Here is a 23,419-nt window from a genome sequence, read left to right as displayed (position 1 = left end):
CTCCTTTCTCATTTGCCGGGTTAGCCCCTGCTCAAGTGAATATCGATCTGTTGGTGGGGCAGGGTGAGCCCCTGTTGCTGCATCTTCTCCAGCACCAGCGAGTGAACTTCGTGGGTGATGGGCATCCGGTGATCCATGTTGTTCACGTAGAGCCGGATCTCGTAGATCAGTGCCGAGTCGGTGAACTCGATCAGGAACACTTCGGGAGTCGGGGTATCGAGTACCAGTGTTGATGCTTTGACCGACTCTTCCAGAATAGTCTGAACCAGTTTGGGATCCCGGGTCAGGCCAATACGGATCCGCAGTCTTACCCGGGTGATAGCATCGGAGAGCGACCAGTTGATGAACTGCTCGGTGATGAAGGCCTTGTTGGGGACGATGATCTCCTTGCGATCCCAATCCACTATGGTGGTGGCGCGCGTCTTGATCTTGGTCACTGTGCCGGTGAGATCGCGGATGGTGACGGTATCACCCAGCCGGATCGGTTTCTCGAACAGGATGATGAGGCCAGAGACGAAGTTGGCGAAGATCTCCTGCAGACCGAAACCCAGACCGACCGAAAGAGCTGCAACCAGCCACTGGGTCTTGGACCAGTCGATGCCGAGCATCGAGAAGCCGGTGAGGGCACCGATCAGGATCACCAGATACTTGCTGGTGGTAGTGAGCGCAAAGCCGGTGCCAGGGGAGAGGCTCAGATGCTGTAGTAGAGTCAGCTCCATCAGGCTCGGCAAGTTGCGAGCGGTGACCACGGTCAGGATGAAGACGAAGGCGGTCAGCATCAGATCCTGCAAGGTGATGGCCGAGAGCTGCTCTATGCCGCCAATCTTGCTGCTGACCTGCCACACCTCGATGTTGCTGAGGAAGCTGAAGGCGGAGTTGAGATCCGACCATTGCACCACCACCAGCAGGGTGAAGCCGAGCATCAGCAGAGTGCGGATCAGCCCCAGCGACTGGGTGCTGAGGGTATCGAGGTCAAGCTCGGTCTCCTCTACCACATCCGGGATCTCCGAGCTCAGCTCCTCGTGCGGTTCATCCCGGCCACGCAGGGCCAGGATCTCTGCCCGCTTGCTCTTGGCCCGATCGAAGGCCAGCCGGCGACGTTGGATCAGCATCCAGCGTCTGGCCAGATAGTAGACAAGCAGACAGCCAAGCCCCATCAGCAGGCTCAGCTCCAGCTGGCGTAGCAGAATGCGCGAGGTATAGAAGTAGCCAAACAGGGTGCCAATCACCGCCAATAGCGGCGCCAGCATCAGGCTGTTCCAGATGAAGTGGTGCAGCAGATGGGGTTTGGTCATATCGCTCTGGCCCCAGGTGAGCGGCAGTCGCTCCCGGTTGAGTCGGGCGAAGAAGAGCAGCAGCCAGAGGGCGCCGATGATAAAGGCCAGCCGCCCGAGGGAGTCGTAGAAGGCGTGCTCCTGATAGCTGTTGGCCATCCCCTGCACGAAAAAGCTCGGGATCAGTACCAGCAGCAGGGTGCGAAACTGTCCCCACACTTTCTGCACCTGCTCTTTTGGCCAGCGGAAGTGGTGGATCAGGATCCCCTTCTCAAGGGTGAGATGACGGGCCAGCACCAGTGCCAGCAGCAGAAACCAGATCTCGCCAAGGCCACGGCCGATAGCCACGGCAAAGGGGTATTGCCAGGCACCGCCCAGTAGCCCCCGCACCATCAGCACCATGGCGGGGAGCGGCATGGCTGCAAGCAGAGAGCGCAACAGCAGCCGGCTGGTAAGACTGAACTTGTCCTGGGTTACCTTGCCGATCCGTGGTGCTATGTGGTCGCAGTATTGGGTCAGATGGCGAGCCAGTTTGAACCAGCTCCATGCCAGCACCAGTAGTCCCAGCGTGGCCAGGGTCAGACTGAGTGGCGTGTTTTCGGCGATAGCGTGGGGGACTTGCAGCCAGTTCTCCGGATTGAAAGCCAGCGAGAGGGCGGCAGGCACCCCGAGCATGACGGAGGGGGTGAGCGGCCGCACATCCGGCATCCAGAACAGGTGACTGGCGCTGAGCTCACGGATCTCGTCGATCTTGCTGTTGCGATGGCTGTAGAGCAGCTTGAGTCTGGTTTGCTCCTGAATCAGGGTGTCGGACGCGTCGTTGAGACGGGTCAGCAGCTGGCGGCGAGCCTTGAGCAGATTGTCGAGCACTGCCTGCTGCGGGCGGTCAAGGGAGACTTCTTCATTGGCGAGGAGCTGGTCGCGCAACTGGCGGGGATCCTTGAGGGTATCCTGCTCGGTCTCGTACTGGTATTTGGCCATGCGGGCGCTGACGATTTCGGATTCGAGTTTGTCGAGGGGGTAGTAGGCGGGCAAATCGGCTAGCTTGCTGCGCAGGTTCTCGCCGTAAGCGTCGCTTATCTGCAGCCATTCAAGCTGCTCGCGCACCGAGTTGACCAGTTCGTTGAGCTCAAACAGATTCTTGTCGACACTGCGCTGTCTGTCCTGCACCTCTTCGATCTGCTCCTCCAGCCGGCCGAGCTGGATGGAGAGAGCCTGATTCTGTTGCTGCTGCTCCAGCAGCAGGGGCATATCGTCCGAGAGCTGTTTGCGCAGTCGCTCGCTCTCTTCCAGTGCCTGCTCGGTCTTCTCCCGACGCAACTGGTTTTGCTGGGCCATCAGGGTCGCTTGCCACTCGTCCTCATCGGCAATGGTCAGATTGAGCTCCTGCAATTTGAGTTTGCCAAGATCGCTGCGCTGCTGGGCCGAGAGCTGCTCCAGCTCCAGCATCTGGATCCGGTCGGAGATACTCTGCTCCTTGATCCGGGTCAGCAGCAGTTGTGCCTCCTGCAGCCGATCCGATTCGCTGCTGAAATTGAGTCTCTCCAGCTGACTGCGGGTAACTTGCAGCTGTTTGCGCAGATCATCCACCCGCAGATGATAATCCTGCCCGGTGCTCTCCAGCTGATTGAGGCTGTCCATGATGCCCTGACGCTCTTTGCGCAGCATCATCTGGCGGTTGCTGCTAAGGCCAATGGCCTGGCGCAGGCTCTCCTCCTTGAGACTGGAGAGGGCTGGGCGGCTCTTGGGCTGATAGTTGCGCAGGCTCTCCTTGAGGCGGGCCGACTCCTCGGGATAGTCGATCAATACCTGCTGATAGGCTTTGCCCTGCTCCCGGTAACGTTCTGCCTCTCGGGCAAACTGCAGTGCCTGCTGATAGCTCTCCCTCAATTTCTGGTTTTCCGGCGTATCGCTCTTGGGGACGCTTTGCAGCAGCGCTTCGGCCTGGGCGATGGTGTCATCGGCCTGTGCCGTGGTCGTGAGCAGAGCGAGGGAAAGAAGCAGGAGGGCGAGCAGGCGTTGCAACATGAAGCACGTGTCCGTTCATAAGAGGTTGCCCTAGCCTAAAGCAGGGGCAGAAGAGGGTAAAGCGTTCAATATTAATGATTTGTAACACAAATAACGGGCGATCCCGGCCCGATTTGGCTATTATTCTGGCCGTTTTTCCCTCCATTGAGCATTTTATGTCCGCAGTCGATCTGGGCACCGCCCCTCTTTCCCGCCTCTTTTGGCGCTATGTCACCCCGACCGTGGCCGCCATGCTGGTCACCGGCATCTATGTCACCATCGATGGCATCTTTGTCGGCCATATTCTGGGGCAGGATGGCTTGGCCGGACTGATGCTCGCCTATCCCATCTGCGCCGTGCTCTACGCCGTTGGTGCGCTGATCGGCATGGGCTCCTCCTCGCTCGCCTCTTTCTATCTTGGCAAGGGGGAGCAAAAACGGGCGCGCCATATCGTCGGCAATGCACTGGTGATGGTGCTGGTGGCCGCCGCCGTGCTCGCTTTCATCGGCATCAACTATGGCGATGAGATGCTGGCCTGGATGGGGGCAGAAGGGGATATTTTTACCGCCGGTCTGGCCTATTTGCAGTGGTATGCCTGGCTCGGCGTCTTTGCCGTGCTCTCCATGGCCTTTACCGCCCTGCTGCGCAACGACGGGCGGCCGGGACTGACTACCTGGATCTTGGTCGGGGGCGGTTTGCTCAACGTGCTGTTCGACTATCTGCTGATGGCGGTCATTCCATGGGGGCTGGCGGGTGCCGCGATTGCCACCATGCTCTCCCAGGCGGTCACCGGTGGCCTCTGCCTGTGGCACTTCTTTACCCCGCGCAGCAAGTTGCGTATTGGTTGGGATACCCTGCTGCCCGACTGGCGGCTGATGCTGGAGACGGTGAAACTCGGCTTCTCCAGCTTCCTGATGTACCTCTATCTCTCGGTGGTGCTGGCGCTGCATAACAAGGCACTGCTGGCTGTCGGCACCTCTTTGCATGTCGCTGCCTACGGGGTGATCAGCTATACCGAGGCCTTCTTCTATCTCATCTTCGAGGGAATCGCCATGGGGATCCAGCCCATTGCCAGCTTCAATGCCGGCGCGGGCAACTGGCAACGGGTGTTGCGGATCCGCAATCTGGCGCTGGGGGTGACCGTCGTCATCGCCCTGTGTGGCATGGTGCCGCTCTATCTCTGGCCCGAGGGGGCGGTCTACCTCTTTGCTGGCGACAATGCGACTCTGCTGCCGGTGGCAACGCTCGGGATCTGGCTTTACTTCTGGGGGCTGCCGATGGAGGGATTGCTGCTGGTGGGCGCCACCTATTTTCAGGCGATCAACCGCCCCCGCATCGCCTCGTTGCTGACCGGTGGCAAGCTGCTGCTGATCGGTGGCTTCCTGTGGGGATTCTCGACCCTCTGGGGCGTGGCCGGGGTGTGGCTGGCACTGCCGACCTGCAGCACTCTGCTGGTGTTGCTGATGTGGCGGGCGATGCGTCAGGAGTCCGGCTCCCACACACCGGTCTAGTCAGAATACCGGGCGTTTTATACAACAAAGGCAGCCATTGGCTGCCTTTGTCATTATTAGGGTTTGAACGCGCCGATAAAGATGGCGGGATCGACCCGGGTGTCGTTGAGGCTGACGTTCCAGTGCATATGGGGCCCGGTGGCGCGACCGGTTGAACCGACCCGTCCGACAATGCCGCCGCGCGGCAGACTCTGGCCCAGCTTCACATCGATTTTCGACATGTGGCAGAACATGCTGATGAGCCCCTGACCGTGGTCGACAAAGACGGTATTGCCGTTGAAGAAGTAGTTGCCAATCAGGATCACCTTGCCGGCAGCGGGGGATTTGATCGGGGTACCGGCGCCGACGGCGAAGTCGAGCCCGGAGTGCGGATTGCGCTCCTCACCATTGAAGAAGCGGCGCAGGCCAAACGGGCTCGACAGCGGGCCATTGACCGGCTTGTCGAACATCAGGTTGCTCGGCTGGTTGGGACTAAAGGTTTGATAAGCACGGGTCTGTTCGGCCAGTTCACGGTTGATGCGGGTCATGTCTTCGGCGAGCGGATTGACCTGACGACTGTTCTTGAGCTTGATGTGCTGCTCGCGGTAGTGCTTCGGTGTCACGGTAAAGGCGAGGGTGCGACCATCGCTTGTGGTCAGGTTTTGGGTACCAAGCGGGCTTTTGAGGGAGATGCCGACGATGGCGACCCACTGGCCATCTTCCTGCACGACCAGGACGGGCTTGCCCTGATAATGGGCTTGTGGCGCCGGGGATGCCTTGCCAAGGGGCACGACGGCGACGCCGCCCGGCACCGGATGGTTGAGCAGACGGCTGATAAAACCTTCGGCAAGCGCCGACTGGCTGGCCAGCAATAACAACAGACAACACACAACTCTCATGACGATACCACTCGCTGTTAAAACGCCTCAGATGGCGGAAAGGGCGCCCCGTGGACTGGCTGATTGGCCTGCGGGCGCAGGGAGAGGATTTTGCCCTCTCTGCGTAGTTGCAGCCAGTGCCGGGTGGTGAAAAGAGCGGACAATCGGGGTTGGCTGCGTCAGGTTTTATGTCGCTGACAATCCGCTTCGCCATTGAGTCACTGGTGTCCAGCCTCTAGAATCGGCATCCGGCACTGATGCCTGCGATACACCGAGGAGACGACATGAATGGATTATCCCCTTTGCGCCAAGCACCGGCCCGCCACCCGCTCAGCCGTGGCTGGGTCTGGGTTCGCAGCGGGTTTGATATCTTCAACAAGGGGATGGGTGCCAGCGTCGCCATGGTGGTGTTCTGGTTCGGCGTTGGCATGGTGCTCGACCTGCTGCCAGCCGGCGGGTTGATCTCCCAACTGCTCTACATGGTGTGGGGGGCGGGGTGGGCCGTTGTGGCTGCCAGGGGATACCGCGGTGAAGCGCTCAACTTCAACGACCTCTTTGCCGGTTTTCGCCACAAGCTGACCCCCCTGATGCTGGGTGGTCTGCTGGTATTGGCACTTTTCACCCTGATTGGGCTGGTTTGCGTGGGGTTGCTCTCCATGTGGGGTCTGCTCTCGGTGTTGACTCAGGATCCCGATAGCATGGTGGTCTCTGCCCTGCAGGTGCAGCAGCTGTTGATCGTGCTGCTGGTGGGGATGGTACTGGTTATTCCGGTGTTGATGGCGGTCACCTTTGCGCCGGCCCTCATCTATTTTCACGATATCGGTATTTTGCAGGCGGCTCGCCTCAGCTTTGCCGGTTGCTGGCGCAACATGTGGCCCTTCTTCTGGTGGGGGATCCTCTGCGCCATCCTGCTGCTCTTTGGCGCTGTGCTGCTACTGGTGGGTCTGCTGGTGGTAATCCCAGCGCTCAACTACTCCATCTATGTGGCGTACCGCGACATCTTCGTCGACGAAGAGGGGGAGGTAACGCCTCCGGTTACTCCATTTGGTTTCGAAGCCTGACGCAGTCTTGAACCATTGATTAAGGAAGGGGCCCTCTGTGGCCCCTTCTGCATTGCTGGATGTTTCACTCCCGCCAAAGCGGGTCGGCCGCCATGCGGGCCAGCAGAAAATCGAGGAAGCTGCGCAGCAGCGGTGACATCTGCTTGCGGGTGGCATACACCCCGTAAACGCCGAGTCGCTTGGGCTGCCACTGAGTCAGCAGAGGAACCAGCTCTCCCCGCTCAAGATAGGGTTGGGCCGAGTAGCGTGGTTGCAGGCTGATCCCGGCGCCGCCCAGGGTCGCCTCCAGCAACAGGTTGGAGATATTGGCACTCAGGTTGCCGCTGACCGGCACCGATTCGGGGCCGTCCGGGCCGTTGAACTCCCACAGACTCTTGCCGAAGTAGGTGTAGGTGAGGCAGTTGTGCAGTGCCAGATCCTGCACCTTTTGCGGTGCCGGGTGGTTGGCCAGATAGGCCGGGCTGGCGCAGACCACCGAATGGCAGGTGCCAAGTCGGCGAGCCACCAGATTGGGGTCGAGATCGTTGGTGATGCGCACGGCCAGATCGATCCGCTCCTCCACCAGATTGACGGTTCTATCCAGCAGCAGGATATCGATGGCGGTGCCCGGGTATTGCGCCAGATAGTCGTTGGCCGCGCCAACCAGCAAGGCTTCCGAGAGGGAGTAACTGCTGGTGATCCGCAGTTGCCCCTTGGGGGCATCATCCCCCTTCACGGCGATCTGCTCCATCTCCTCTCCCAGCGCCAGCATGGCGCGGGCCCGGTTCAGCGCCTCCTCGCCCGGGCCGGTCAGGCTTAGACGCCGGGTGGTGCGATGCAGCAGCCGGGCCCCCATCCAGCTCTCCAGCTCAGCCAGGTAGCGCGACACCATGGCGCGCGACATATCCAGTTTCTCGCCAGCGCCACTCAGGCTCCCCTGTTCGACTACGCTGACGAAGACCCGTAAAGCGGTCAGTCGATCCATGTATGGCTCTCTATATGTTCGATTTGTGCAACAGTGATGCGCTGTTAGTGCTGTATTTGCACCTTAAGTGATCTAATAAACTCTGTCCATCAAATGAACCCCCGAATGATTAATGAGGAAAACATGATGAACAACCTGATCCGCAACCTGACTCTGACCACCACCCTGCTGAGTGGCGCCGTTCTGGCGGGCCCGCTGAGCGTGACCGTCTACAACCCCGGTGAAAAGGCGATCTTCCCGGTCTCCTCCTCGCTGGTAGCGGGAGATAAAGAGGCCATCCTGATCGATGCCCAGTTCGACGTACAGAATGGTCAGGCGCTGGTCGACATGATCAAGAAGAGTGGCAAGCAGCTGACCACCGTCTATATCAGCGCCGGTGACCCCGACTTCTACTTTGGTCTGGAGCCGGTACTGGCCGCCTTCCCGAACGTGAAGGTGCTGGCCGACCAGCATGTGGTCGACCACATCAAGGAGACCAAGGATGCCAAACTGGCTTACTGGGGACCGATCCTGGGCAAAGGGGCACCGAAGAGCCTGACCGTGCCGCAAGTGATGACTGCCAGCCAGCTGACCCTTGATGGCGAAAAGATCGAAATCAAAGAGATGAACACGCCGAATGCCTACCTCTGGGCACCTTCCATCAAGACCGCTTTTGGTGGTGTGCCGGTTTACCACGGTGTGCATGTCTGGATGGCCGACAGCCAGACCAAAGCTGCCCGCAGCAACTGGGTTCAGGCTCTCGACAAGCTGCTGGCGCTGAAACCCGAGCGGGTAGTGCCGGGCCACTTCCTGGGTGCTGAACCGAAAGGGAGCGAAGCAGTGACCTTTACCCGTGACTATGTGCAGCGCTTCGAGCAAGAGCTGGCGAAAGCGAAGAACTCCGGCCAGCTGATCGATAGCTTGAAGAAGGCCTACCCCTCCCTGCCGGTTGACGATGGTCTGGCCATCGGTGCCAAGGTCAATACCGGCGAGATGAAGTGGTAATTCACTGAGCCGTATCCCTGTGTTTTTTTACCGGGCCAGAGGGCCCGGTTTTTTATCCTGAATGTGAAGAGAGATACCATGAAGCAACAGAATCCCGTTCTCCATTATGTTTACGACCCCCTCTGTGGCTGGTGCTACGGTGCAGCGCCCCTGCTGCAAAGTGCTGCCACCATTACCGGGCTGAAGATTGAGCTCCATGCTGGCGGACTCTGGCTGGGTGTGCGTCGTCAGCCGATGGGCGAAGCGCTGCGCGACTACGTCCGGCCTCATGATCAGCGGATCGAAGCGCTGACCGGTCAGCCTTTTGGCGAGCGCTATTTCAACGATCTTCTGCTGCGCGATGGCTGTTTGCTGGACTCCGAACCGCCGATCCGTGCGGTACTGGCAGTCACCGCACTGGGTGGTGATGGCCTGACCATGCTGCACCGGATCCAGCAATCCCATTATCGGGATGGGATCTGGGTGGGCTCTGCCGAACATCTGGCCACGCTGGCTGCAGAGCAGGGGATCAGTGAAGAGGCGTTCCAGCAAGCCTATCTGCAGGCCCCTCTGCTGCAACATCTGGCTGACAGCCAGGGGTGGATGAAGAGGGTTGATGGTCAGGGCTACCCCACGCTTGGGTTGGAGTGTGATGGCAAGGTGAGCCCTGTCCGAGTGTCCGACTTCTTGGGTGACCCGGCCGGGTTGCGTCAGCAGCTGCTGGAACTGATGAAATAGTTATTAAAGTGTGAACAGATAATGCACCTTTAGCGCGGAGGGGGCGGGCCGATATTCCGGTATGCAGAAGCGATATGAAACACTTCGATTTTCTGCTTGCAGGCTATGCTCTATATGACCATTCCCGAGGGATGTTGCGGGAGTGCAGACCTATTTCAAGGAACCCCTCCTATGTTCAAAAACATGTCTATTGGCCAGAAGCTGAGTGCTGGTTTCGCCATACTGGCTTTGCTGGTGCTGGGCTTGGCTTGGTTCTCCATCAGCCAGTTGGCCAAGCTTTATGATGATACCGAAACCATCACTACCAATTTGCTGCCTTCCACCCGCTATGCCAGCCAGATGCATGTGGCCATTCTGGATGCACGCCGTTCTGAACTGGCTCAGGTCATTGGCGGGCTCAACAAGGATGCGCAGGAGGTGAGTGAACGGACGATCACCTTCAACAAGGCCAAGCAGGAGTTTGAGACTGCGGCAGATAAATATGGTGCCTTGCCTTTCACCACCGATGAAGAGAAGCAAGTTTATGATCAACTCCGCAGTGCCGGAGCCAAGTATTTCTCGGTGCACGAAGAGTTGATGAGCGCCTTTGCTGCCGGTGATCTGGATAAAGTCAGAAGCCTGCGCAAAAACGAGACCAGAGCTGCGTTGGAAGAGACTGGGGCCAAATCCTATCGCCTGCGGGAGATCAACAATGAAATCGCCGAGCAGATGACCAAAGGGGTGGCCGATCTCTACGACAGTGCCAGAACCATGAGCATCGTCGTTAGCCTGATCACCCTTGGCTTTGTCGTTGTGATTGCCTGGTTGCTGACTGGCCAGATCCGCAATCCGGTGATGGCCCTGCTTGAGCAGACTCGCAGAGTCTCTGCCGGGGATCTCACCTCGCGTATCGATATGCAGCAGTTCAACAACGACGAATTGGGTACGCTGGCCAAGGGGTTTGGCGAGATGCAGACCAATTTGCGAACTCTGGTCAGCGAAGTATCAGGTTCCGTGGTGCAACTGAGTTCGGCTGCCGAGGAGATTAGCTCGGTTGCCAGCCAGTCTGCCAACAATATGCATTCCCAGCAGCATGAACTCAATCAGCTGGCAACGGCGATGAACGAGATGCAAGCCACAGTGCAGGAGGTATCGCGCAACACCAGCGATGCCGCCAGTGCGGCCACTTCTGCCAGTGAAACTGCTGAACTGGGGGCCAAGACGGTCAATGACTCCATCCAGCGCATTGAGCGGGTGGCGAGCGCTATCGAGAGTACCGCGGTGGTGATCCGCCAGTTGGGTGATGACAGTCGCAACATTGGCATGGTGCTGGAAGTGATTCGCGGCATTGCCGAGCAGACCAACCTGCTGGCGCTCAACGCGGCTATCGAGGCTGCCCGTGCCGGTGAACAGGGGCGCGGGTTTGCGGTGGTGGCGGACGAGGTGAGAACCCTGGCCAAACGTACTCAGGACTCCACTTCCCAGATCAACAACATCATCGCCGAGCTGCAACAACGTGCCGAACAGGCGGGCAGCACTATGCAGCAGAGCCAGGATCTGATGAATACCACTGTGGCCACGGCGCGGGAAGCTGGCGAGTCTATCTCCCAGATCAGTGGCTCGGTCAGCAGCATATCTCACATGAATATCCAGATCGCGACAGCGACCGAAGAGCAGGGGGCGGTGAGCGAAGAGCTCAACCGCAACGTGGTCAATATCAGCCACGCCTCCGAGGAGGTCGCCTCCGGTGCAACCCAGATGGCGCAGGCGTGCAACGAACTGAACCATCTGGCAACCCAGCTGCAGGAGATGGTGCGCCGTTTCCGAGTTTGATTGTTACAAAAGCAAGGCCGACAACCGCAAGGTTGTCGGCCTTTTTTATTAACGTAGCAAGATGGTGTAAGCCCTGGGATGGTGATGGCTTGTTCCTGGTGAGGATATTGGGCATTCTGTTGACCCATTTGCCGGGCAGGACTCTTGCTGTATGAACCTTCGTGATCTCGAATATCTGGTGGCACTGGATGAGGAAAAGCACTTTCGCAAGGCGGCCGAGCGCTGCTTTGTCAGTCAGCCAACCCTGAGCGGCCAGCTGCGCAAGCTTGAGGATGAACTCGGGGTGATCCTGATAGAGCGCACCTCACGCAAGGTTCTGTTTACCCCTGCAGGGGATGCCATGGCCCAGCAGGCGAGACGCGTGCTCAAGGAAGTGCGTGAGCTCAAGAGTATCGGCCAGCATTTTTCAGAACCCATGTCGGGGGAGATCCATATCGGATTTATCCCGACGGTGGGGCCTTACCTGTTGCCCCGTATCATTCAAGCCCTGCGCGAGAGCTTCCCCCAGCTGGAATTCTATCTCTATGAAGAGCAGACCCAGAGCTTGCTCAAGCGGCTGGAGGAGGGAGAGCTGGATTGCGTCATTCTGGCCGAGATGGCTGGCATGGAGGGCTTTGGTTCCATCCCGCTTTATCACGAGCCGATGTGGCTGGCAGTGCCTTGCCAGCACCCGGAGGCAAGTGCCAAAGAGGTGCCGCTCGGGCATCTCAAGGGTAAAAAGCTGCTGATGCTGGAGGATGGCCACTGCTTGCGGGATCAAGCCATGGGCTTCTGCTTTGCCGGCGGCATCGGTGAGGATCAGCGGTTCAAGGGAACCAGTCTGGAGACGCTGCGCAACATGGTGGCTGCTGGTAGTGGCATGACCCTCATCCCCCGTCTGGCAGTGCCTGCCGATCGTGATGAAGGGGGCGTCAGTTATCGACCTGTTATCGATCCGGTTCCCGGTCGCACGATCTCTTTGCTCTACCGTCACTACTCGGTACGTCGCCCATGTTTCAATGAACTGGCAACCAAAATTGCGGGCTTGATGAAGGTCGCTCTGGCGCAATAAAAAAACCGGCAGCGCAGGCTGCCGGTTTGATTTGAACCATTGAGCTGATTTAGAAGATATCGTCGGTGGAGACGGGGCCTTCTACATTCGGATTATCTCCGCCATACACCTGATTGCCATCAGAGGTCGGTGTCGCATAGCGGGTTGGTTCGGTTCCTTCCTTGAAGTATTCATCGGTACCGCCACCCGTGGCCAGCAGCCCTGTTTCATTGTCAATCTTGACGGTCATGATCCCTTCCGGCACCGGCATCTTGTGCTCGGGGATATTCTTGAGCGCCACCTTCATGAAGTCGATCCAGATAGGCTGAGCAGCGCCACCGCCAAACTCGGCACGGCCCAGACCGCGCTGGTGGTTGTCAAACCCGATCCAGGATGTGGCGACAATATCCGGGGTATAGCCGGAGAACCAGGCATCACGAGATTCGTTGGTGGTACCGGTTTTACCGGAAATATCGTGACGTTTCAGGTCACGCGCTGCACGCCAGCCGGTACCACGCCAACCGTTGCCGCCCCAGATCGCGGTGCTCAGGGTATCGGTAATGAGGAAAGAGCTCTGGGCACTGATGGTATGCGGAGCTATAGCAGCAGTTGCACTGGGAGCTACACCTTCAGTGGCAGGTGCAGTCTGTACGGTCTGTTGCTGCGGGTCACTCTGCTGTTCGCAGGTGGCGCAGGCGATCGCCGGATTGGCTTGATAGAGGGTGTTCTCCTGGCTGTCGGTTACCTTGTCGATAAAGTAAGGGGTGACCAGGAAACCGCCGTTAGCCAGTACCGAGTAGCCGCGCACCACTTCAAGAGGCGTGAATTCAGCTGCGCCCAGCGCCAATGCTTCATGAGGTGAAATGAAGTCGCGCGGGAAACCGAAGCGGGTCAGGCCGTCGATATAGGTATCGAGGCCAATGGCGCGCATCAGGCGTACCGACATGACGTTCTTGGACTTGGCGAGACCCAAACGCAGTGGTGTCGGACCATCGTAGACGGCCGGCGAGTTTTTGGGTTGCCACATCGGCCCCTTGGAGGGATCCCACTGGTTGATCGGCGCGTCGTTGATAAGTGACGCCAGGGTATAACCATGCTCCAGCGCGGTGGCATAGAGGAAAGGCTTGATGTTGGAACCAATCTGGCGACGAGCTTGATCAACTCGGTTGAACTTGGATAGTTCGAAGCTGAAGCCACCGACCAGCGCTTCCAGCGCACCATTTTTCGGGTTCATGGCAACCAGTGCCGCGTTGACATCCGGGATTTGAGCCAGCAGCAGCTCTTCGCCCTGCTCGCGAACCCAGATCCTGGCTCCCACTTTCAACACATCCCGTGCGGATTTGGGGGCATAGCCCTGGCGGTCGTCGGTAATAAAAGCGCGAGCCCATTTGATGCCGTTCCAGCCAAGGGTGGCTTCTTTGCCATTTTTCAGAACCAGGGTGGCATTACGGTCATCCAGCTTGGTGACGACGGCAGCCATCAGCGGATCATAGGTAGGCTGTTTGGCCAGATGGGCGACGATCTGCTCGTAGTCCCAGCTCGGCTCGCCAGCTTTCCACAATTGTTCGCTCGGTCCGCGGTAGCCGTGGCGCATGTCATAGGCAAAGACACCGTCCAGCAGGGCCTGTCTGGCCGCGCGCTGACGTTCGGCAGAGACGGTGGTGTAGACATGCAGGCCCATGGTGTAGGCATCTTCACCAAACTGCTCGACCATTTTCTGGCGCACCATCTCACCCAGATAGGGGGCATGCAGGGTCACTTCGGCGCCGTGATAACGAGCCTTGATCGGCATCTTGGAGGCTTCGTCAAACTGGGCCTGAGTGATCTTGCCTGTCTCCAGCATCCGACCCAGCACCACATTGCGGCGTGCAAATGCGCGTTCCGGCGAACGGATTGGGTTGAGCATGGAGGGGGCTTTTGGCAGACCGGCGATGATGGCGATCTCGTCGAGTCCCAAATCTTTTACTTCTTTACCGAAGTAGACCTGGGCTGCTGCGCCGACACCAAATGCACGGTAACCAAGGGGAATCTTGTTGAGATAGAGCTCGAGGATCTCGTCTTTGGAGAGGTTTTGCTCAATCCGCCAGGCAAGGAAGACCTCCTTGATCTTGCGGATCAAGGTTTTCTCGTTGCTCAGGAAGAAGTTGCGGGCAACCTGCTGGGTGATGGTACTGGCACCCTGACGGGCTTGGCCGGAGACAGCCCAGACAGTTGCTGCGCGCAGGATGCCGATGGGGTCGATCCCCGGGTGCTCATAGAAGCGGGCATCTTCCGTTGCCAGTACGGCATCGATCATCGGCTTTGGAATTTCATCCAGACGCAACGGAATGCGACGGATCTCGCCATATTGGGCGATCAACTCGCCATCACGACTATAGACCCGCATCGGAGTTGCCAGTTTGACGTCACGCAGTGCAGTAACGTCAGGCAGTTGAGGCTTGATGTAGAAGTAGATACCGATGAGGCTGGCAACACCCAGCACAGCACCCAGCATCATGACAATAAACAGGCGAACGAGCCATTTCAGCATGGAAGAACTACCAATCGTCTTAAAATTAGCCAACGGGCGCAGAGTATAGCCCTTTTGCTATCTGGAATTCGAGGTTTTCCTGTGGCGAGCCACCCACCTCGAAGGATGCGAGAGGTTAGCACTCCGGGGCGCAATAACCAAGGAGACGTCTTCCGATTAAGAAAGCGAGGCAAGTCACTTTTCGGTATAAACTTTATGACATTGATAGATAGAGCATTTAGGATAGCCAAAGACCTCTTCGGGTGGGCTGTCCTACACTCAACCCAGAAACCAAACCCAATAACGCATGGATGTGTATATGTTTGGGCTATTCAACAAGGGATCCCTCCTCCCGTTGGTGGGCGTTGATTTTGGCAGTCAGACCATCAAGGCGGTCACCCTCAGTGGACGTCCCGGCAAGCTGCATATCGATTCCGTCGCAGATATCGTTACCCCGAAGGGGACACTGGTGGATTACCAGTTACAGGATATCGAGCGAGTCAGCCAGTCCCTCAAAAGCCTTAAACGCCTGCTCCCCGGTAACAGCGACTATGCCGCCACGGCTGTGACGGGTTCCAACGTGATCACCAAAGTTATTCAACTTGATGCCGCTCTCAGCGACAAGGAGCTGGAGAATCAGGTTCAGCTCGAGGCCGAGCAAATCATTCCCTTTCCGCTTGATGAGGTCAGCCTCGATTTTGAGGTGCTGGGTAATAGCCTTAACAATGAAGAACGTCTTGATGTGCTGCTGAGTGCAGCACGAACCGAAAGTGTGAATGGCAGGTTTAGTGCGCTTTCAGAGTCAGGTTTTATGGTCAAAGTGGTTGATATCGGGTCACACGCACTGGGACGTGCTGTGGTGACTTGTCTGCCTGACCTGCTGGAAAACGAACGGCCTGTGGGGGTAATTGATATCGGTGCCAGCTCAATGACCTTTGCTGCGCTGGTTAAGGGAGAGGTTATCTACTCCCGGCTGCAAAACTTCGGTGGCGATCAATATAGCCAGGCACTCTCCTCCTTTTATGGCATGACGCTGGAAGAAGCAGAGCAGGCCAAGATCAAGGGTACGCTACCGGTGGATCACGAGCTGGATGTGCTGATGCCCCATATCAACTCACTGCTTCAGCAGGTTCGCCGCAATATTCAGCTCTTTTGCAGCTCTTCCGGCTATCGGGAAGTATCCAGGCTGGTGTTGAGCGGTGGAGGGAGCTTGTTGCCGGGTCTGGTGGTGCAGCTGAAAGAGGAAGTCAACTGCGAGGTATTGCACCCGGATCTCTTTGCCTTGTTTGGCAAACCCAAAAGTGAAGTCGAACAGTCACATGGTGCGAAATATATGACTGCTTTCGGGCTGGCCTTGAGGAGCTTCACTCCATGTCAAATATAAACCTCCTGCCCTGGCGCGAGGTACGAGCGCAGCGCCAGAAGAAACAGTTTGGTGTCTTATTGGGAGCCTTTGTGCTGGCTACAGTGGCACTCGGGTTCTTTGTCGACTGGTTGGTTGAACATCAGGTGGGCTCGCAGCAGCAGCGAAATCAGCGTCTTGTTCAGGAGATGGCTATTTTGGATGCGCATCTGGGAGAGATCCGGTTGCTCAAGGAGCGGCGCAAAGAGCTGATCGACAGAATGCAACTGATTGAGCAGTTGCAGATGCGCCGCAACTTGCCGGTTCGCCTCTTCAACCAACTGCCATCTTTGGTGCCTAACGGGGTTTATCTCAATACTCTCGCCTTGCAGAACAATACGATAGATGTAAATGGCAAGACGGAGGCATATGGTCGGGTAGCCAGCATGATGCGCAGGATTGATGCTTCCGGTTGGCTGGGGCAGTCCAAGATCAGCACTATTTTTACTGCCGACGTTGAGCCTGTTTCCCTCAGCCAGTTTTCCATGATGTTCCTTATCGCCAACAATGCGGCAGCTGCCGATGAAGCGAACAAGGAGAAAAAATGAATATTCAGCAACTTAATGAGCTGGATTTCAACAACATAGCGAGCTGGCCCAAGGCTGCAAAAGTGATCTTTATTCTGTTTTGCTGTGTGTTGACTGGTGGGCTCCTCTACTACTACGTGATAGCCAATTCACTTGCTGTGCTGACACAAGAAACGGAGAAGGAGACTGAACTGAAGTCTCAGTTTGAGAGCAAAGCGATGCTTGCTGCGAACTTGGGGGTATACAAGGCTCAGATGGTTGAGCTGGAGCATCTGGTCGATACCCAGCTAAAGCAGCTGCCCAATACTCATGAAGTAGCGGGGTTGCTGGATGACATCAGTTTTATTGCCACTGATAACGGCTTGAAGCTGAATCGAATTAATTGGGAACCTGAAGTGAAACACGAATTTTCGACCGAGCTTCCCATGCGTATCGAGGTGGTAGGAACCTATCATGAACTTGGCAAGTTCACGGCTGACATGGCGGCGTTACCTCGTATCGTCATCCTCGACTCCTTTACGCTCGATCAGAACAAGGATTCGGGAGACCTGATCTCGATGTCGATGCTGGCCAAGACCTACAAATATAACGGCAAAACAGTGGGGTCTAAATAATGAAGCGTATCTGCTGGTTGTTACCTGCTCTCCTGCTGGCGGGGTGTGGTGGCCAGGAGGACATGGATTCCTATATTGCCGACGTCAAAGCAAGGCCGCCGATCCCCATTGAACCATTGCCAGAGCTCAAGCCATTTTCTCCCATGCACTACCAACAACAGGAGTTGCGTAGTCCCTTCATGATGCCTCAGCCCGAGGCGAGCAGTGGGGCCGAGAATAGTGCCAAGCTAAAGCCTGATTGTGCACAAGTAGTAAGCGATCGGGAAAAAGAGGTGTTGGAGAATTACTCGTTAGCCAGCCTGTCGATGCAAGGTTCATTGGCCAAGGCCGGGCAATTGTGGGCGTTGATCCGAACTCCCGATGGTCAGTCTATGCGGGTCGGGCTAAACCAGTATATGGGGCTTGATCAGGGGCGGGTCATCAAAATTACCGATACTGCAGTGGATTTGCTGGAAACCATACCGGATGGGAAGGGGTGCTGGGTAACAAGAGAAACCCAGTTGGCCATGGCCAATACGCAGGCAAAACAATAATCAGGGATGAGCAGCAATGAGAAGAACAATGGAACATGTAACCAAGGTGGCCCTGCTGTTTTGTGCCAGTGCCTTTACTCAGGCCTGGGCGGTTGCAACCCTGCAAGAGATCAAGGTCAATCCTCTGCTTGCTGACCAACTGCAGCTTGAATTGAGTTTTAGTGAGCCAGTCAGCAGTTTTACCGATCGTCTCTCCTACCAACCCAATCAGCTACTGTTACATATTCCCGGTGCAGTAGGTGCCCTCAAGGTCAATCCGTTACCAATCCAGAGACAGGGGGTTGATAACATCAAGGTGGAGGGTAAAGGCGCCGGACTTGATATCAAGATCGCTCTTGATCAGTTGGCCCCCTACCAGGTACAGCAGCAGGGCAGCAAATTGCTGGTATCGCTGGGGGAGGGGGCATCAACGACGTCTTTTAGTGCACAGAATGCTCTGCTGACCCCAGCTGCGACACCTGCTTCTACTTCAGCAACGCCTGTCACCACATCGGCATTGATCAATTCCAACGTTGTAGCCAGTTCGCAGTCTATTCAACCGCAGGCGATGCCTGTTGCCTCAACGGCCTCAGCCAAACCCGTTCTCAATAATTATCAGAACAGTGGCAGTGGCGCCTATTTCAATACGGTAACGGGCGTTGATTTTCGTCGTGGCAAGGATGGTCAGGGCGAGTTTCTGGTAACACTGGACAACAGCTCCGCTGCGGTGGATGTGAGCAGTCGCGGCCAGACTGTGATGGCCAAATTCCACGGTACCAGCGTGCCTGACGGCTTGCTCAACCTTATCAATGTGCAGGATTTCGCGACCCCGGTTTCTCAGGTCGAAGTGTCCCGTCAGGGCAGTGATACCCTGTTCGAGTTATCGGTAAATGGTCAGTTTGATTATCGTTATGATCAGGCAGACAAAATGTTCATTATCGAGGTGAAAAAGCGCACGGCCGCGGCTGGTTCCAAGCAGTATCAAGGAAAACCCATCTCATTGAACTTTCAGGATATTCCTGTAAGGACCGTGCTGCAGCTCATTGCTGACTTCAATAACCTCAACCTGGTTACCACCGATTCTGTATCCGGTAACATCACGCTGCGTCTTGATGGCGTCCCCTGGGAGCAGGCACTCGATATCATCCTGAAGGTGCGTGGGCTGGATAAGCGGCTGGACAACAATATTCTGCTGGTTGCCCCTGCTGACGAGATTGCTACTCGCGAGAAGCAGCAGTTGGAGAGTCGCAATCAGGTTGCTGATTTAGCCCCGCTCTACACCGAATATCTGCAGATCAACTATGCCAAGGCATCTGAAGTTGCGGCATTGCTCTCCTCCCAAAGTACCAAGCTGCTCTCGTCCCGCGGTGCAGTCAGTGTGGACGAGCGTACCAACGTGCTGGTGGTGAAGGATACGGCTGAGGTGATCAGCAATATCAAGCGAATGCTGGATATTCTCGATATACCGGTCAAGCAGGTCGTTATTGAAGCTCGCATGGTGACCATTGACGATGGCTTTGATGAGGCTCTCGGGGTGCGTTGGGGTGTGACCAAGAATGATGGTCATGGTAACAGCACCTCGGGATCCATCCAAGGTAACGATACTTCGGGTAATAACAACGGTACGTCGGCGATTACCAGACCTACCGTTGATGACCGTATGAACGTCAATCTGCCTGTGACCAATGCCGCTGGCACACTTGCCTTTCAGGTAGCTCGTCTGGCTGATGGCACGCTTCTGGACCTTGAACTCTCTGCGCTGGAGAAGGAGAGCAAGGCCGAAATCATCGCAAGCCCCCGGGTGACAACAGCCAACCAGAAACCGGCGCTGATTGAGCAGGGTACCGAGATCCCCTATGTAGAATCATCTTCCAGTGGTGCTACCTCTGTTACCTTCAAAAAGGCGGTACTGAGTCTGAAGGTGACTCCTCAGATCACTCCCGACAACCGGGTGATCCTCGATCTGACCGTGACGCAGGATACCAAGGGTGAGACAGTGCCAACCGGCACAGGCGATGCCGTATCCATCAACGCCCAGTCCATCACCACCCAGGTGCTGGTGAACAATGGCGAGACCCTGGTGCTCGGCGGTATCTACCAACAGACCATCAAGAGCGATGTGACCAAGGTGCCGCTACTGGGTGATATTCCCGGATTGGGGGCCCTGTTTCGCAAGACAACCAGCGAGAACAAAAAGCGTGAGCTGTTGATTTTCGTGACACCCAAGATAGTCACCGACGCTTTTTGAATGCTTTACATGTGAGGGTAAAACACATATAACCTTACGCCCCGACACGGCTGGGGCGTAAGGGCTGCGGTTGCCAGTCCCGATTTCTATTGAGATAATCCCCCACCTGATCCATCGCAAGATAAGGTTCACAGGTACCCCGATCCAGTATTTATCGGGGTCGTACAGTTTGTAATTACTAACGAAAAGACATGGCTGAGAAACGCAATATTTTCCTGATAGGTCCCATGGGTGCGGGCAAGAGCACCATAGGTAGACATCTGGCAGAACAACTGCACATGGAGTTTTTCGACTCAGATCATGAGATTGAGCGCCGCAGTGGTGCTGATATCAGCTGGGTGTTCGATGTTGAAGGCGAAGAGGGTTTTCGGATCCGCGAAGAGAAGGTGATCGGCGAGCTGTCTGAACAGCAGGGTATCGTGCTGGCGACCGGTGGCGGTGCCATCAAGAGTCGCGAAACTCGCAATAAACTCTCTGCTCGTGGCATCGTGGTCTACCTCGAAACCACCATTGAAAAGCAGCTGGCGCGTACACAACGCGACAAGCGTCGCCCTCTGCTGCAGACCGAAGAGCCAGCTCGTGAAGTGCTTGAGCGTCTGGCACAAGAGCGTAATGCCCTGTATGAAGAGGTTGCCGACTTTGTGGTGCATACCGATGAGCAGAGTGCAAAAGTGGTTGCCAATCAAATCGTCAAGCTGATCGGTATGTAAACAAGAGGACGTCCATGGAACGGTTGAAGGTTGAATTGGGTGAACGCAGCTATCCCATCGAGATAGCCGCAGGCTTGTTGCAGCGTGCTGATGTGCTGACATCGGCTATCAAGGGCAAGCGGGTAATGATAGTGACCAACACGGTCGTTGCCCCGCTCTATCTTGAGCTGGTTACCTCCCGACTCTCCGGTTTTCAGGTCGAGCACCTGATCCTGCCGGATGGCGAGGCTTACAAGAACCTGGCAACCTTCGAGCAGATCATGTCTGCTCTGCTTGAAACCAACCATGGTCGCGATACGACACTGATCGCTCTGGGGGGCGGTGTGATCGGGGATGTGGTGGGCTTTGCGGCAGCAAGCTATCAACGTGGCATTCCTTTTATCCAGATCCCGACCACCCTGCTCTCCCAGGTTGACTCCTCTGTGGGCGGTAAAACCGCTGTCAACCACCCCCTCGGCAAGAACATGATTGGGGCTTTTTATCAGCCCAAACAAGTTGTTATCGATACCGAGTGTCTCTCTACCTTGCCCGCCCGCGAATTTGCTGCGGGAATGGCCGAGGTGATCAAGTACGGCATCATTTGGGATGCTGATTTCTTCAGCTGGCTGGAGCAGAACATGGTTCTGCTGCAACAGCTTGATCCTGCTGCGTTGGCATACGCCATCAAGCGCTGCTGCCAGATCAAGGCGGATGTGGTCGGTCAGGACGAGACCGAGCATGGCGTACGAGCACTGCTCAATCTGGGCCACACCTTTGGTCATGCTATCGAAGCGGAACAGGGCTACGGCAACTGGCTGCACGGTGAAGCGGTGGCGGCTGGCATCATGCTGGCGGCCTGGACGGCTCAGGCCCGTGGCGAGATGACCGAGCTGGAAGTTGCTCGCGTTCGCGCTCTGCTGCTGGCGGCAAACTTGCCGATCAAGTCACCGGCCGAGATGGATTTTGCCGCTTTTATTCGCCATATGCGTCGCGACAAGAAGGTACTGGAAGGCAAGCTGCGTCTGGTTTTGCCGGTCGGTATCGGTTATGCACAGGTGGTTGCAGATGTCTCCGACGCAGAGTTGTTGGCGGTGATCGAGTCAGGTCGTGAGTAAACTCCTTCAATTTCCTTCCCAGCGGCAGCTGGTTGACCGGCTGCTGCATCTGATTGAATTCAATCACCCTTTTATCTTTCTCTCCGGCAAGCCCGGGAGCGGTCGCGGTACCCTCTGCGAGTCATTGCTCGGCAAACTGCCGGAAAAAGTACGCGTCGTCAGCCTGATAGGCACTCCTGCCATGAAGATGGTGGATGTGCGTCAACTGCTGCTGCCTCAAGTGGTGGCGCGCCCGCTGTTCAACCCGCAGGATGCGCTGGCTGACAGCTTCTTTCGCATGCTGGAGGGGAGCAAACCAGCCACCCTGTTGCTGATGATTGAGCGGGCAGACGAGCTGCCTGCCGAGCTGCTGGGTGAGCTGTGGGCCATCAGCCGCCACAACGATACGCTGGCGGCACCGCATCGCCTGGCCATCATCGTCTCCGGGAGCGATCACTGGTGTCGCAGCCAGCGTCCTCTGCTCAAAGGGCGAGCCATGCCGGCGCTGGAGCTGGAGGTGCCGCCACTGAGCCCACCGGAGCAACGCATCTTCTTGTATGAAAAGGCCAAAGAGCTCAAGATCCCGACGACCCTCTTGCCCAAGGTCAAAGTGGAAGAGATCCTGACTACGGCGAATGGACATCCGTCCACCATCATGCAGTTACTGGAGGATATCATGACCGACAGAAGGCCCAAGAAGCGTCAGGCCGAGTTGCCCGTCAAGAAGATTGCCACCGTCATCGCGGTGGTGGCTGGTGGTCTGCTGGCGATGAGCTATCTGCTGCCTGCACTGTTTAGCAGCGACAGCAAACCTGCCATGCAAGACCCTGCTCAGACAACCCCCTTGCCCATCCCTGTTTCAGGCGGCGATCCTCTGACCGTTGGCGGTGGCGATAGCAGCCAGCAGGCTGCACAGGATAATGGCAGCGGCGGTGCAAGCAGTGCTACTGGCGTAGTGAAGGATTGGCAACCGGAGGCCAAGGTGCTGCCCAAGTCGGTCGACAGCGATACCGTCACGACCGAATCCACCAACTACGAGGGGCGCCGGGTGGTGATCTCTGACGAGGTGGTGCAAAAGCTGATGAGCGAGCCTAAGGTGAGCGGTGCATTGCCGACCGATGTGGTTGACGAGCTGACCGGCAAAGGCACGGCGGTGGCGAGTGGTGCTGCTGCGACTGGCACGGCCACGACCACTGCCAAGGCAGCGACCAGTGCGCCGGTTACCGCAACGAGTAAACCCGCTACGCCTGCGCCAACCACCCGCAGCGAACCGGCCGCCGCGCCAGCGCCCAAGGTGGAGCTTACGCCCGTGGCGACTCTCACCAAGAAGCCGCGCAACCACTACAGCATCCAGTTGATGGGGGCGAGCAACACCAAGGCGGTGGATCAGTTTGTTGCCGAGCATGGTTTGGCGGGCAAGGTGTGGGTCTATCAGACCAAGTTCCGCGGTAGCCCCTGGTATGTGGTTCTACAGGGGGATTACGCCGGCCTGAGCCAGGCCAAAAGTGCCATTCGCAAACTCTCCCCCGAGCTGCTGAAAGGGCAGCCCTGGCCCAAGTCGTTTGCACAGGTACAAAAAGAGCTGAAGCAATAGCCTTGATACCGGA

18 protein-coding genes are annotated in these 23,419 nt (G+C 57.0%); 14 read left to right on the top strand and 4 right to left on the bottom strand.

All coding sequences use genetic code 11. From position 1 onward, the window contains the following. Positions 1–20: 20 nt before the first annotated feature. Positions 21–3,302, bottom strand: coding sequence for a miniconductance mechanosensitive channel MscM (gene mscM / locus AACR93_RS04830; RefSeq protein ID WP_041210007.1), 3,282 nt, complete (start codon positions 3,300–3,302; stop codon positions 21–23). Between the two features lie 155 nt (positions 3,303–3,457). Here mscM and AACR93_RS04825 point away from each other — a divergent pair, with 155 nt between their 5' ends. Next, positions 3,458–4,792: an MATE family efflux transporter gene (locus AACR93_RS04825; RefSeq protein WP_043850146.1), complete on the top strand. Its 1,335-nt coding sequence runs from the start codon at positions 3,458–3,460 to the stop codon at positions 4,790–4,792. A 56-nt stretch (positions 4,793–4,848) separates the two neighbouring features. Here AACR93_RS04825 and AACR93_RS04820 read toward each other — a convergent pair whose 3' ends face one another. Then, positions 4,849–5,670: a M23 family metallopeptidase gene (locus AACR93_RS04820; RefSeq protein WP_043850145.1), complete on the bottom strand. Its 822-nt coding sequence runs from the start codon at positions 5,668–5,670 to the stop codon at positions 4,849–4,851. A gap of 263 nt (positions 5,671–5,933) precedes the next feature. Here AACR93_RS04820 and AACR93_RS04815 point away from each other — a divergent pair, with 263 nt between their 5' ends. Next, positions 5,934–6,710 carry a BPSS1780 family membrane protein gene (locus AACR93_RS04815; protein WP_043850144.1) on the top strand — a complete coding sequence of 259 codons (777 nt, stop codon included), beginning with the start codon at positions 5,934–5,936 and terminating at the stop codon, positions 6,708–6,710. A 64-nt stretch (positions 6,711–6,774) separates the two neighbouring features. On the opposite strand, the gene AACR93_RS04810 is transcribed toward AACR93_RS04815, so the two are convergent. Further along, positions 6,775–7,674 carry a LysR family transcriptional regulator gene (locus AACR93_RS04810; RefSeq protein WP_041210011.1) on the bottom strand — a complete coding sequence of 300 codons (900 nt, stop codon included), beginning with the start codon at positions 7,672–7,674 and terminating at the stop codon, positions 6,775–6,777. A gap of 123 nt (positions 7,675–7,797) precedes the next feature. On the opposite strand from AACR93_RS04810, the gene AACR93_RS04805 reads away from it, so the two are divergent. From AACR93_RS04805 to oxyR, 4 genes are all read left to right on the top strand, one after another. Beyond that, on the top strand, positions 7,798–8,658 hold the full coding sequence (locus tag AACR93_RS04805) for a Vmh family MBL fold metallo-hydrolase (protein ID WP_043850210.1): 861 nt from the start codon (positions 7,798–7,800) through the stop codon (positions 8,656–8,658). A 78-nt stretch (positions 8,659–8,736) separates the two neighbouring features. After that, complete coding sequence (locus tag AACR93_RS04800) at positions 8,737–9,375, top strand: DsbA family protein (protein ID WP_043850143.1); 639 nt, start codon at positions 8,737–8,739, stop codon at positions 9,373–9,375. Positions 9,376–9,546: 171 nt separating this feature from the next. Then, entirely contained in the window at positions 9,547–11,187 is a 1,641-nt protein-coding gene (locus tag AACR93_RS04795) for a methyl-accepting chemotaxis protein (RefSeq protein ID WP_043850142.1), read from the top strand. A 151-nt stretch (positions 11,188–11,338) separates the two neighbouring features. Further along, positions 11,339–12,238 carry a DNA-binding transcriptional regulator OxyR gene (gene oxyR / locus AACR93_RS04790; RefSeq protein ID WP_043850141.1) on the top strand — a complete coding sequence of 300 codons (900 nt, stop codon included), beginning with the start codon at positions 11,339–11,341 and terminating at the stop codon, positions 12,236–12,238. A gap of 49 nt (positions 12,239–12,287) precedes the next feature. On the opposite strand, the gene AACR93_RS04785 is transcribed toward oxyR, so the two are convergent. Next, the gene (locus AACR93_RS04785) at positions 12,288–14,747 is read right to left on the bottom strand and encodes a penicillin-binding protein 1A (protein WP_043850140.1); all 2,460 of its coding nucleotides are present in this window, start codon (positions 14,745–14,747) and stop codon (positions 12,288–12,290) included. A 298-nt stretch (positions 14,748–15,045) separates the two neighbouring features. Between AACR93_RS04785 and tapM the strand changes: the two genes are divergently transcribed. From tapM to AACR93_RS04745, 8 genes are all read left to right on the top strand, one after another. Then, entirely contained in the window at positions 15,046–16,110 is a 1,065-nt protein-coding gene (tapM, locus tag AACR93_RS04780) for a PilM family type IVa pilus assembly protein TapM (RefSeq protein WP_043850139.1), read from the top strand. Beyond that, a complete protein-coding gene (tapN, locus tag AACR93_RS04775; protein ID WP_043850138.1) occupies positions 16,098–16,676 on the top strand; it encodes a PilN family type IV pilus biogenesis protein TapN in 579 nt (192 codons plus the stop codon). Before tapM ends, tapN begins: the two co-directional genes overlap by 13 nt. Then, complete coding sequence (tapO, locus tag AACR93_RS04770) at positions 16,673–17,269, top strand: PilO family type IV pilus biogenesis protein TapO (protein WP_043850137.1); 597 nt, start codon at positions 16,673–16,675, stop codon at positions 17,267–17,269. The genes tapN and tapO overlap by 4 nt, the downstream gene beginning before the upstream one ends. Beyond that, complete coding sequence (locus AACR93_RS04765) at positions 17,269–17,802, top strand: pilus assembly protein PilP (protein WP_033112648.1); 534 nt, start codon at positions 17,269–17,271, stop codon at positions 17,800–17,802. Before tapO ends, AACR93_RS04765 begins: the two co-directional genes overlap by 1 nt. Before the next feature lie 16 nt (positions 17,803–17,818). Further along, on the top strand, positions 17,819–20,029 hold the full coding sequence (locus AACR93_RS04760) for a type IV pilus secretin PilQ (protein WP_043850136.1): 2,211 nt from the start codon (positions 17,819–17,821) through the stop codon (positions 20,027–20,029). Positions 20,030–20,220: 191 nt separating this feature from the next. Beyond that, on the top strand, positions 20,221–20,739 hold the full coding sequence (gene aroK, locus AACR93_RS04755; protein WP_033113859.1) for a shikimate kinase AroK: 519 nt from the start codon (positions 20,221–20,223) through the stop codon (positions 20,737–20,739). Positions 20,740–20,753: 14 nt separating this feature from the next. Further along, entirely contained in the window at positions 20,754–21,833 is a 1,080-nt protein-coding gene (gene aroB, locus AACR93_RS04750; protein ID WP_043850135.1) for a 3-dehydroquinate synthase, read from the top strand. Then, on the top strand, positions 21,826–23,406 hold the full coding sequence (locus tag AACR93_RS04745; protein ID WP_043850134.1) for an SPOR domain-containing protein: 1,581 nt from the start codon (positions 21,826–21,828) through the stop codon (positions 23,404–23,406). Before aroB ends, AACR93_RS04745 begins: the two co-directional genes overlap by 8 nt. Positions 23,407–23,419 lie beyond the last annotated feature (13 nt).

It is taken from the genome of Aeromonas sp. L_1B5_3, from assembly GCF_963866575.1.
GTDB classification, from domain to species: domain Bacteria; phylum Pseudomonadota; class Gammaproteobacteria; order Enterobacterales; family Aeromonadaceae; genus Aeromonas; species Aeromonas jandaei.
The sequence above is the reverse complement of the archived record's forward strand: the minus strand, read 5'-3'. Positions and strand labels throughout refer to the sequence as shown.

What these genes read in the sequence shown, in the direction of transcription:
- aroB (WP_043850135.1), top strand. Translation starts at nt 20,754, where the DNA reads ATGGAACGGTTGAAGGTTGAATTGGGTGAACGCAGCTATCCCATCGAG.
- AACR93_RS04810 (WP_041210011.1), bottom strand. Translation starts at nt 7,674, where the DNA reads ATGGATCGACTGACCGCTTTACGGGTCTTCGTCAGCGTAGTCGAACAG.
- AACR93_RS04805 (WP_043850210.1), top strand. Translation starts at nt 7,798, where the DNA reads ATGATGAACAACCTGATCCGCAACCTGACTCTGACCACCACCCTGCTG.
- AACR93_RS04785 (WP_043850140.1), bottom strand. Translation starts at nt 14,747, where the DNA reads ATGCTGAAATGGCTCGTTCGCCTGTTTATTGTCATGATGCTGGGTGCT.
- AACR93_RS04815 (WP_043850144.1), top strand. Translation starts at nt 5,934, where the DNA reads ATGAATGGATTATCCCCTTTGCGCCAAGCACCGGCCCGCCACCCGCTC.
- AACR93_RS04825 (WP_043850146.1), top strand. Translation starts at nt 3,458, where the DNA reads ATGTCCGCAGTCGATCTGGGCACCGCCCCTCTTTCCCGCCTCTTTTGG.
- tapM (WP_043850139.1), top strand. Translation starts at nt 15,046, where the DNA reads ATGTTTGGGCTATTCAACAAGGGATCCCTCCTCCCGTTGGTGGGCGTT.
- AACR93_RS04760 (WP_043850136.1), top strand. Translation starts at nt 17,819, where the DNA reads ATGAGAAGAACAATGGAACATGTAACCAAGGTGGCCCTGCTGTTTTGT.
- AACR93_RS04820 (WP_043850145.1), bottom strand. Translation starts at nt 5,670, where the DNA reads ATGAGAGTTGTGTGTTGTCTGTTGTTATTGCTGGCCAGCCAGTCGGCG.
- AACR93_RS04795 (WP_043850142.1), top strand. Translation starts at nt 9,547, where the DNA reads ATGTTCAAAAACATGTCTATTGGCCAGAAGCTGAGTGCTGGTTTCGCC.
- tapO (WP_043850137.1), top strand. Translation starts at nt 16,673, where the DNA reads ATGAATATTCAGCAACTTAATGAGCTGGATTTCAACAACATAGCGAGC.
- oxyR (WP_043850141.1), top strand. Translation starts at nt 11,339, where the DNA reads ATGAACCTTCGTGATCTCGAATATCTGGTGGCACTGGATGAGGAAAAG.
- mscM (WP_041210007.1), bottom strand. Translation starts at nt 3,302, where the DNA reads ATGTTGCAACGCCTGCTCGCCCTCCTGCTTCTTTCCCTCGCTCTGCTC.
- tapN (WP_043850138.1), top strand. Translation starts at nt 16,098, where the DNA reads ATGTCAAATATAAACCTCCTGCCCTGGCGCGAGGTACGAGCGCAGCGC.
- AACR93_RS04800 (WP_043850143.1), top strand. Translation starts at nt 8,737, where the DNA reads ATGAAGCAACAGAATCCCGTTCTCCATTATGTTTACGACCCCCTCTGT.
- aroK (WP_033113859.1), top strand. Translation starts at nt 20,221, where the DNA reads ATGGCTGAGAAACGCAATATTTTCCTGATAGGTCCCATGGGTGCGGGC.
- AACR93_RS04765 (WP_033112648.1), top strand. Translation starts at nt 17,269, where the DNA reads ATGAAGCGTATCTGCTGGTTGTTACCTGCTCTCCTGCTGGCGGGGTGT.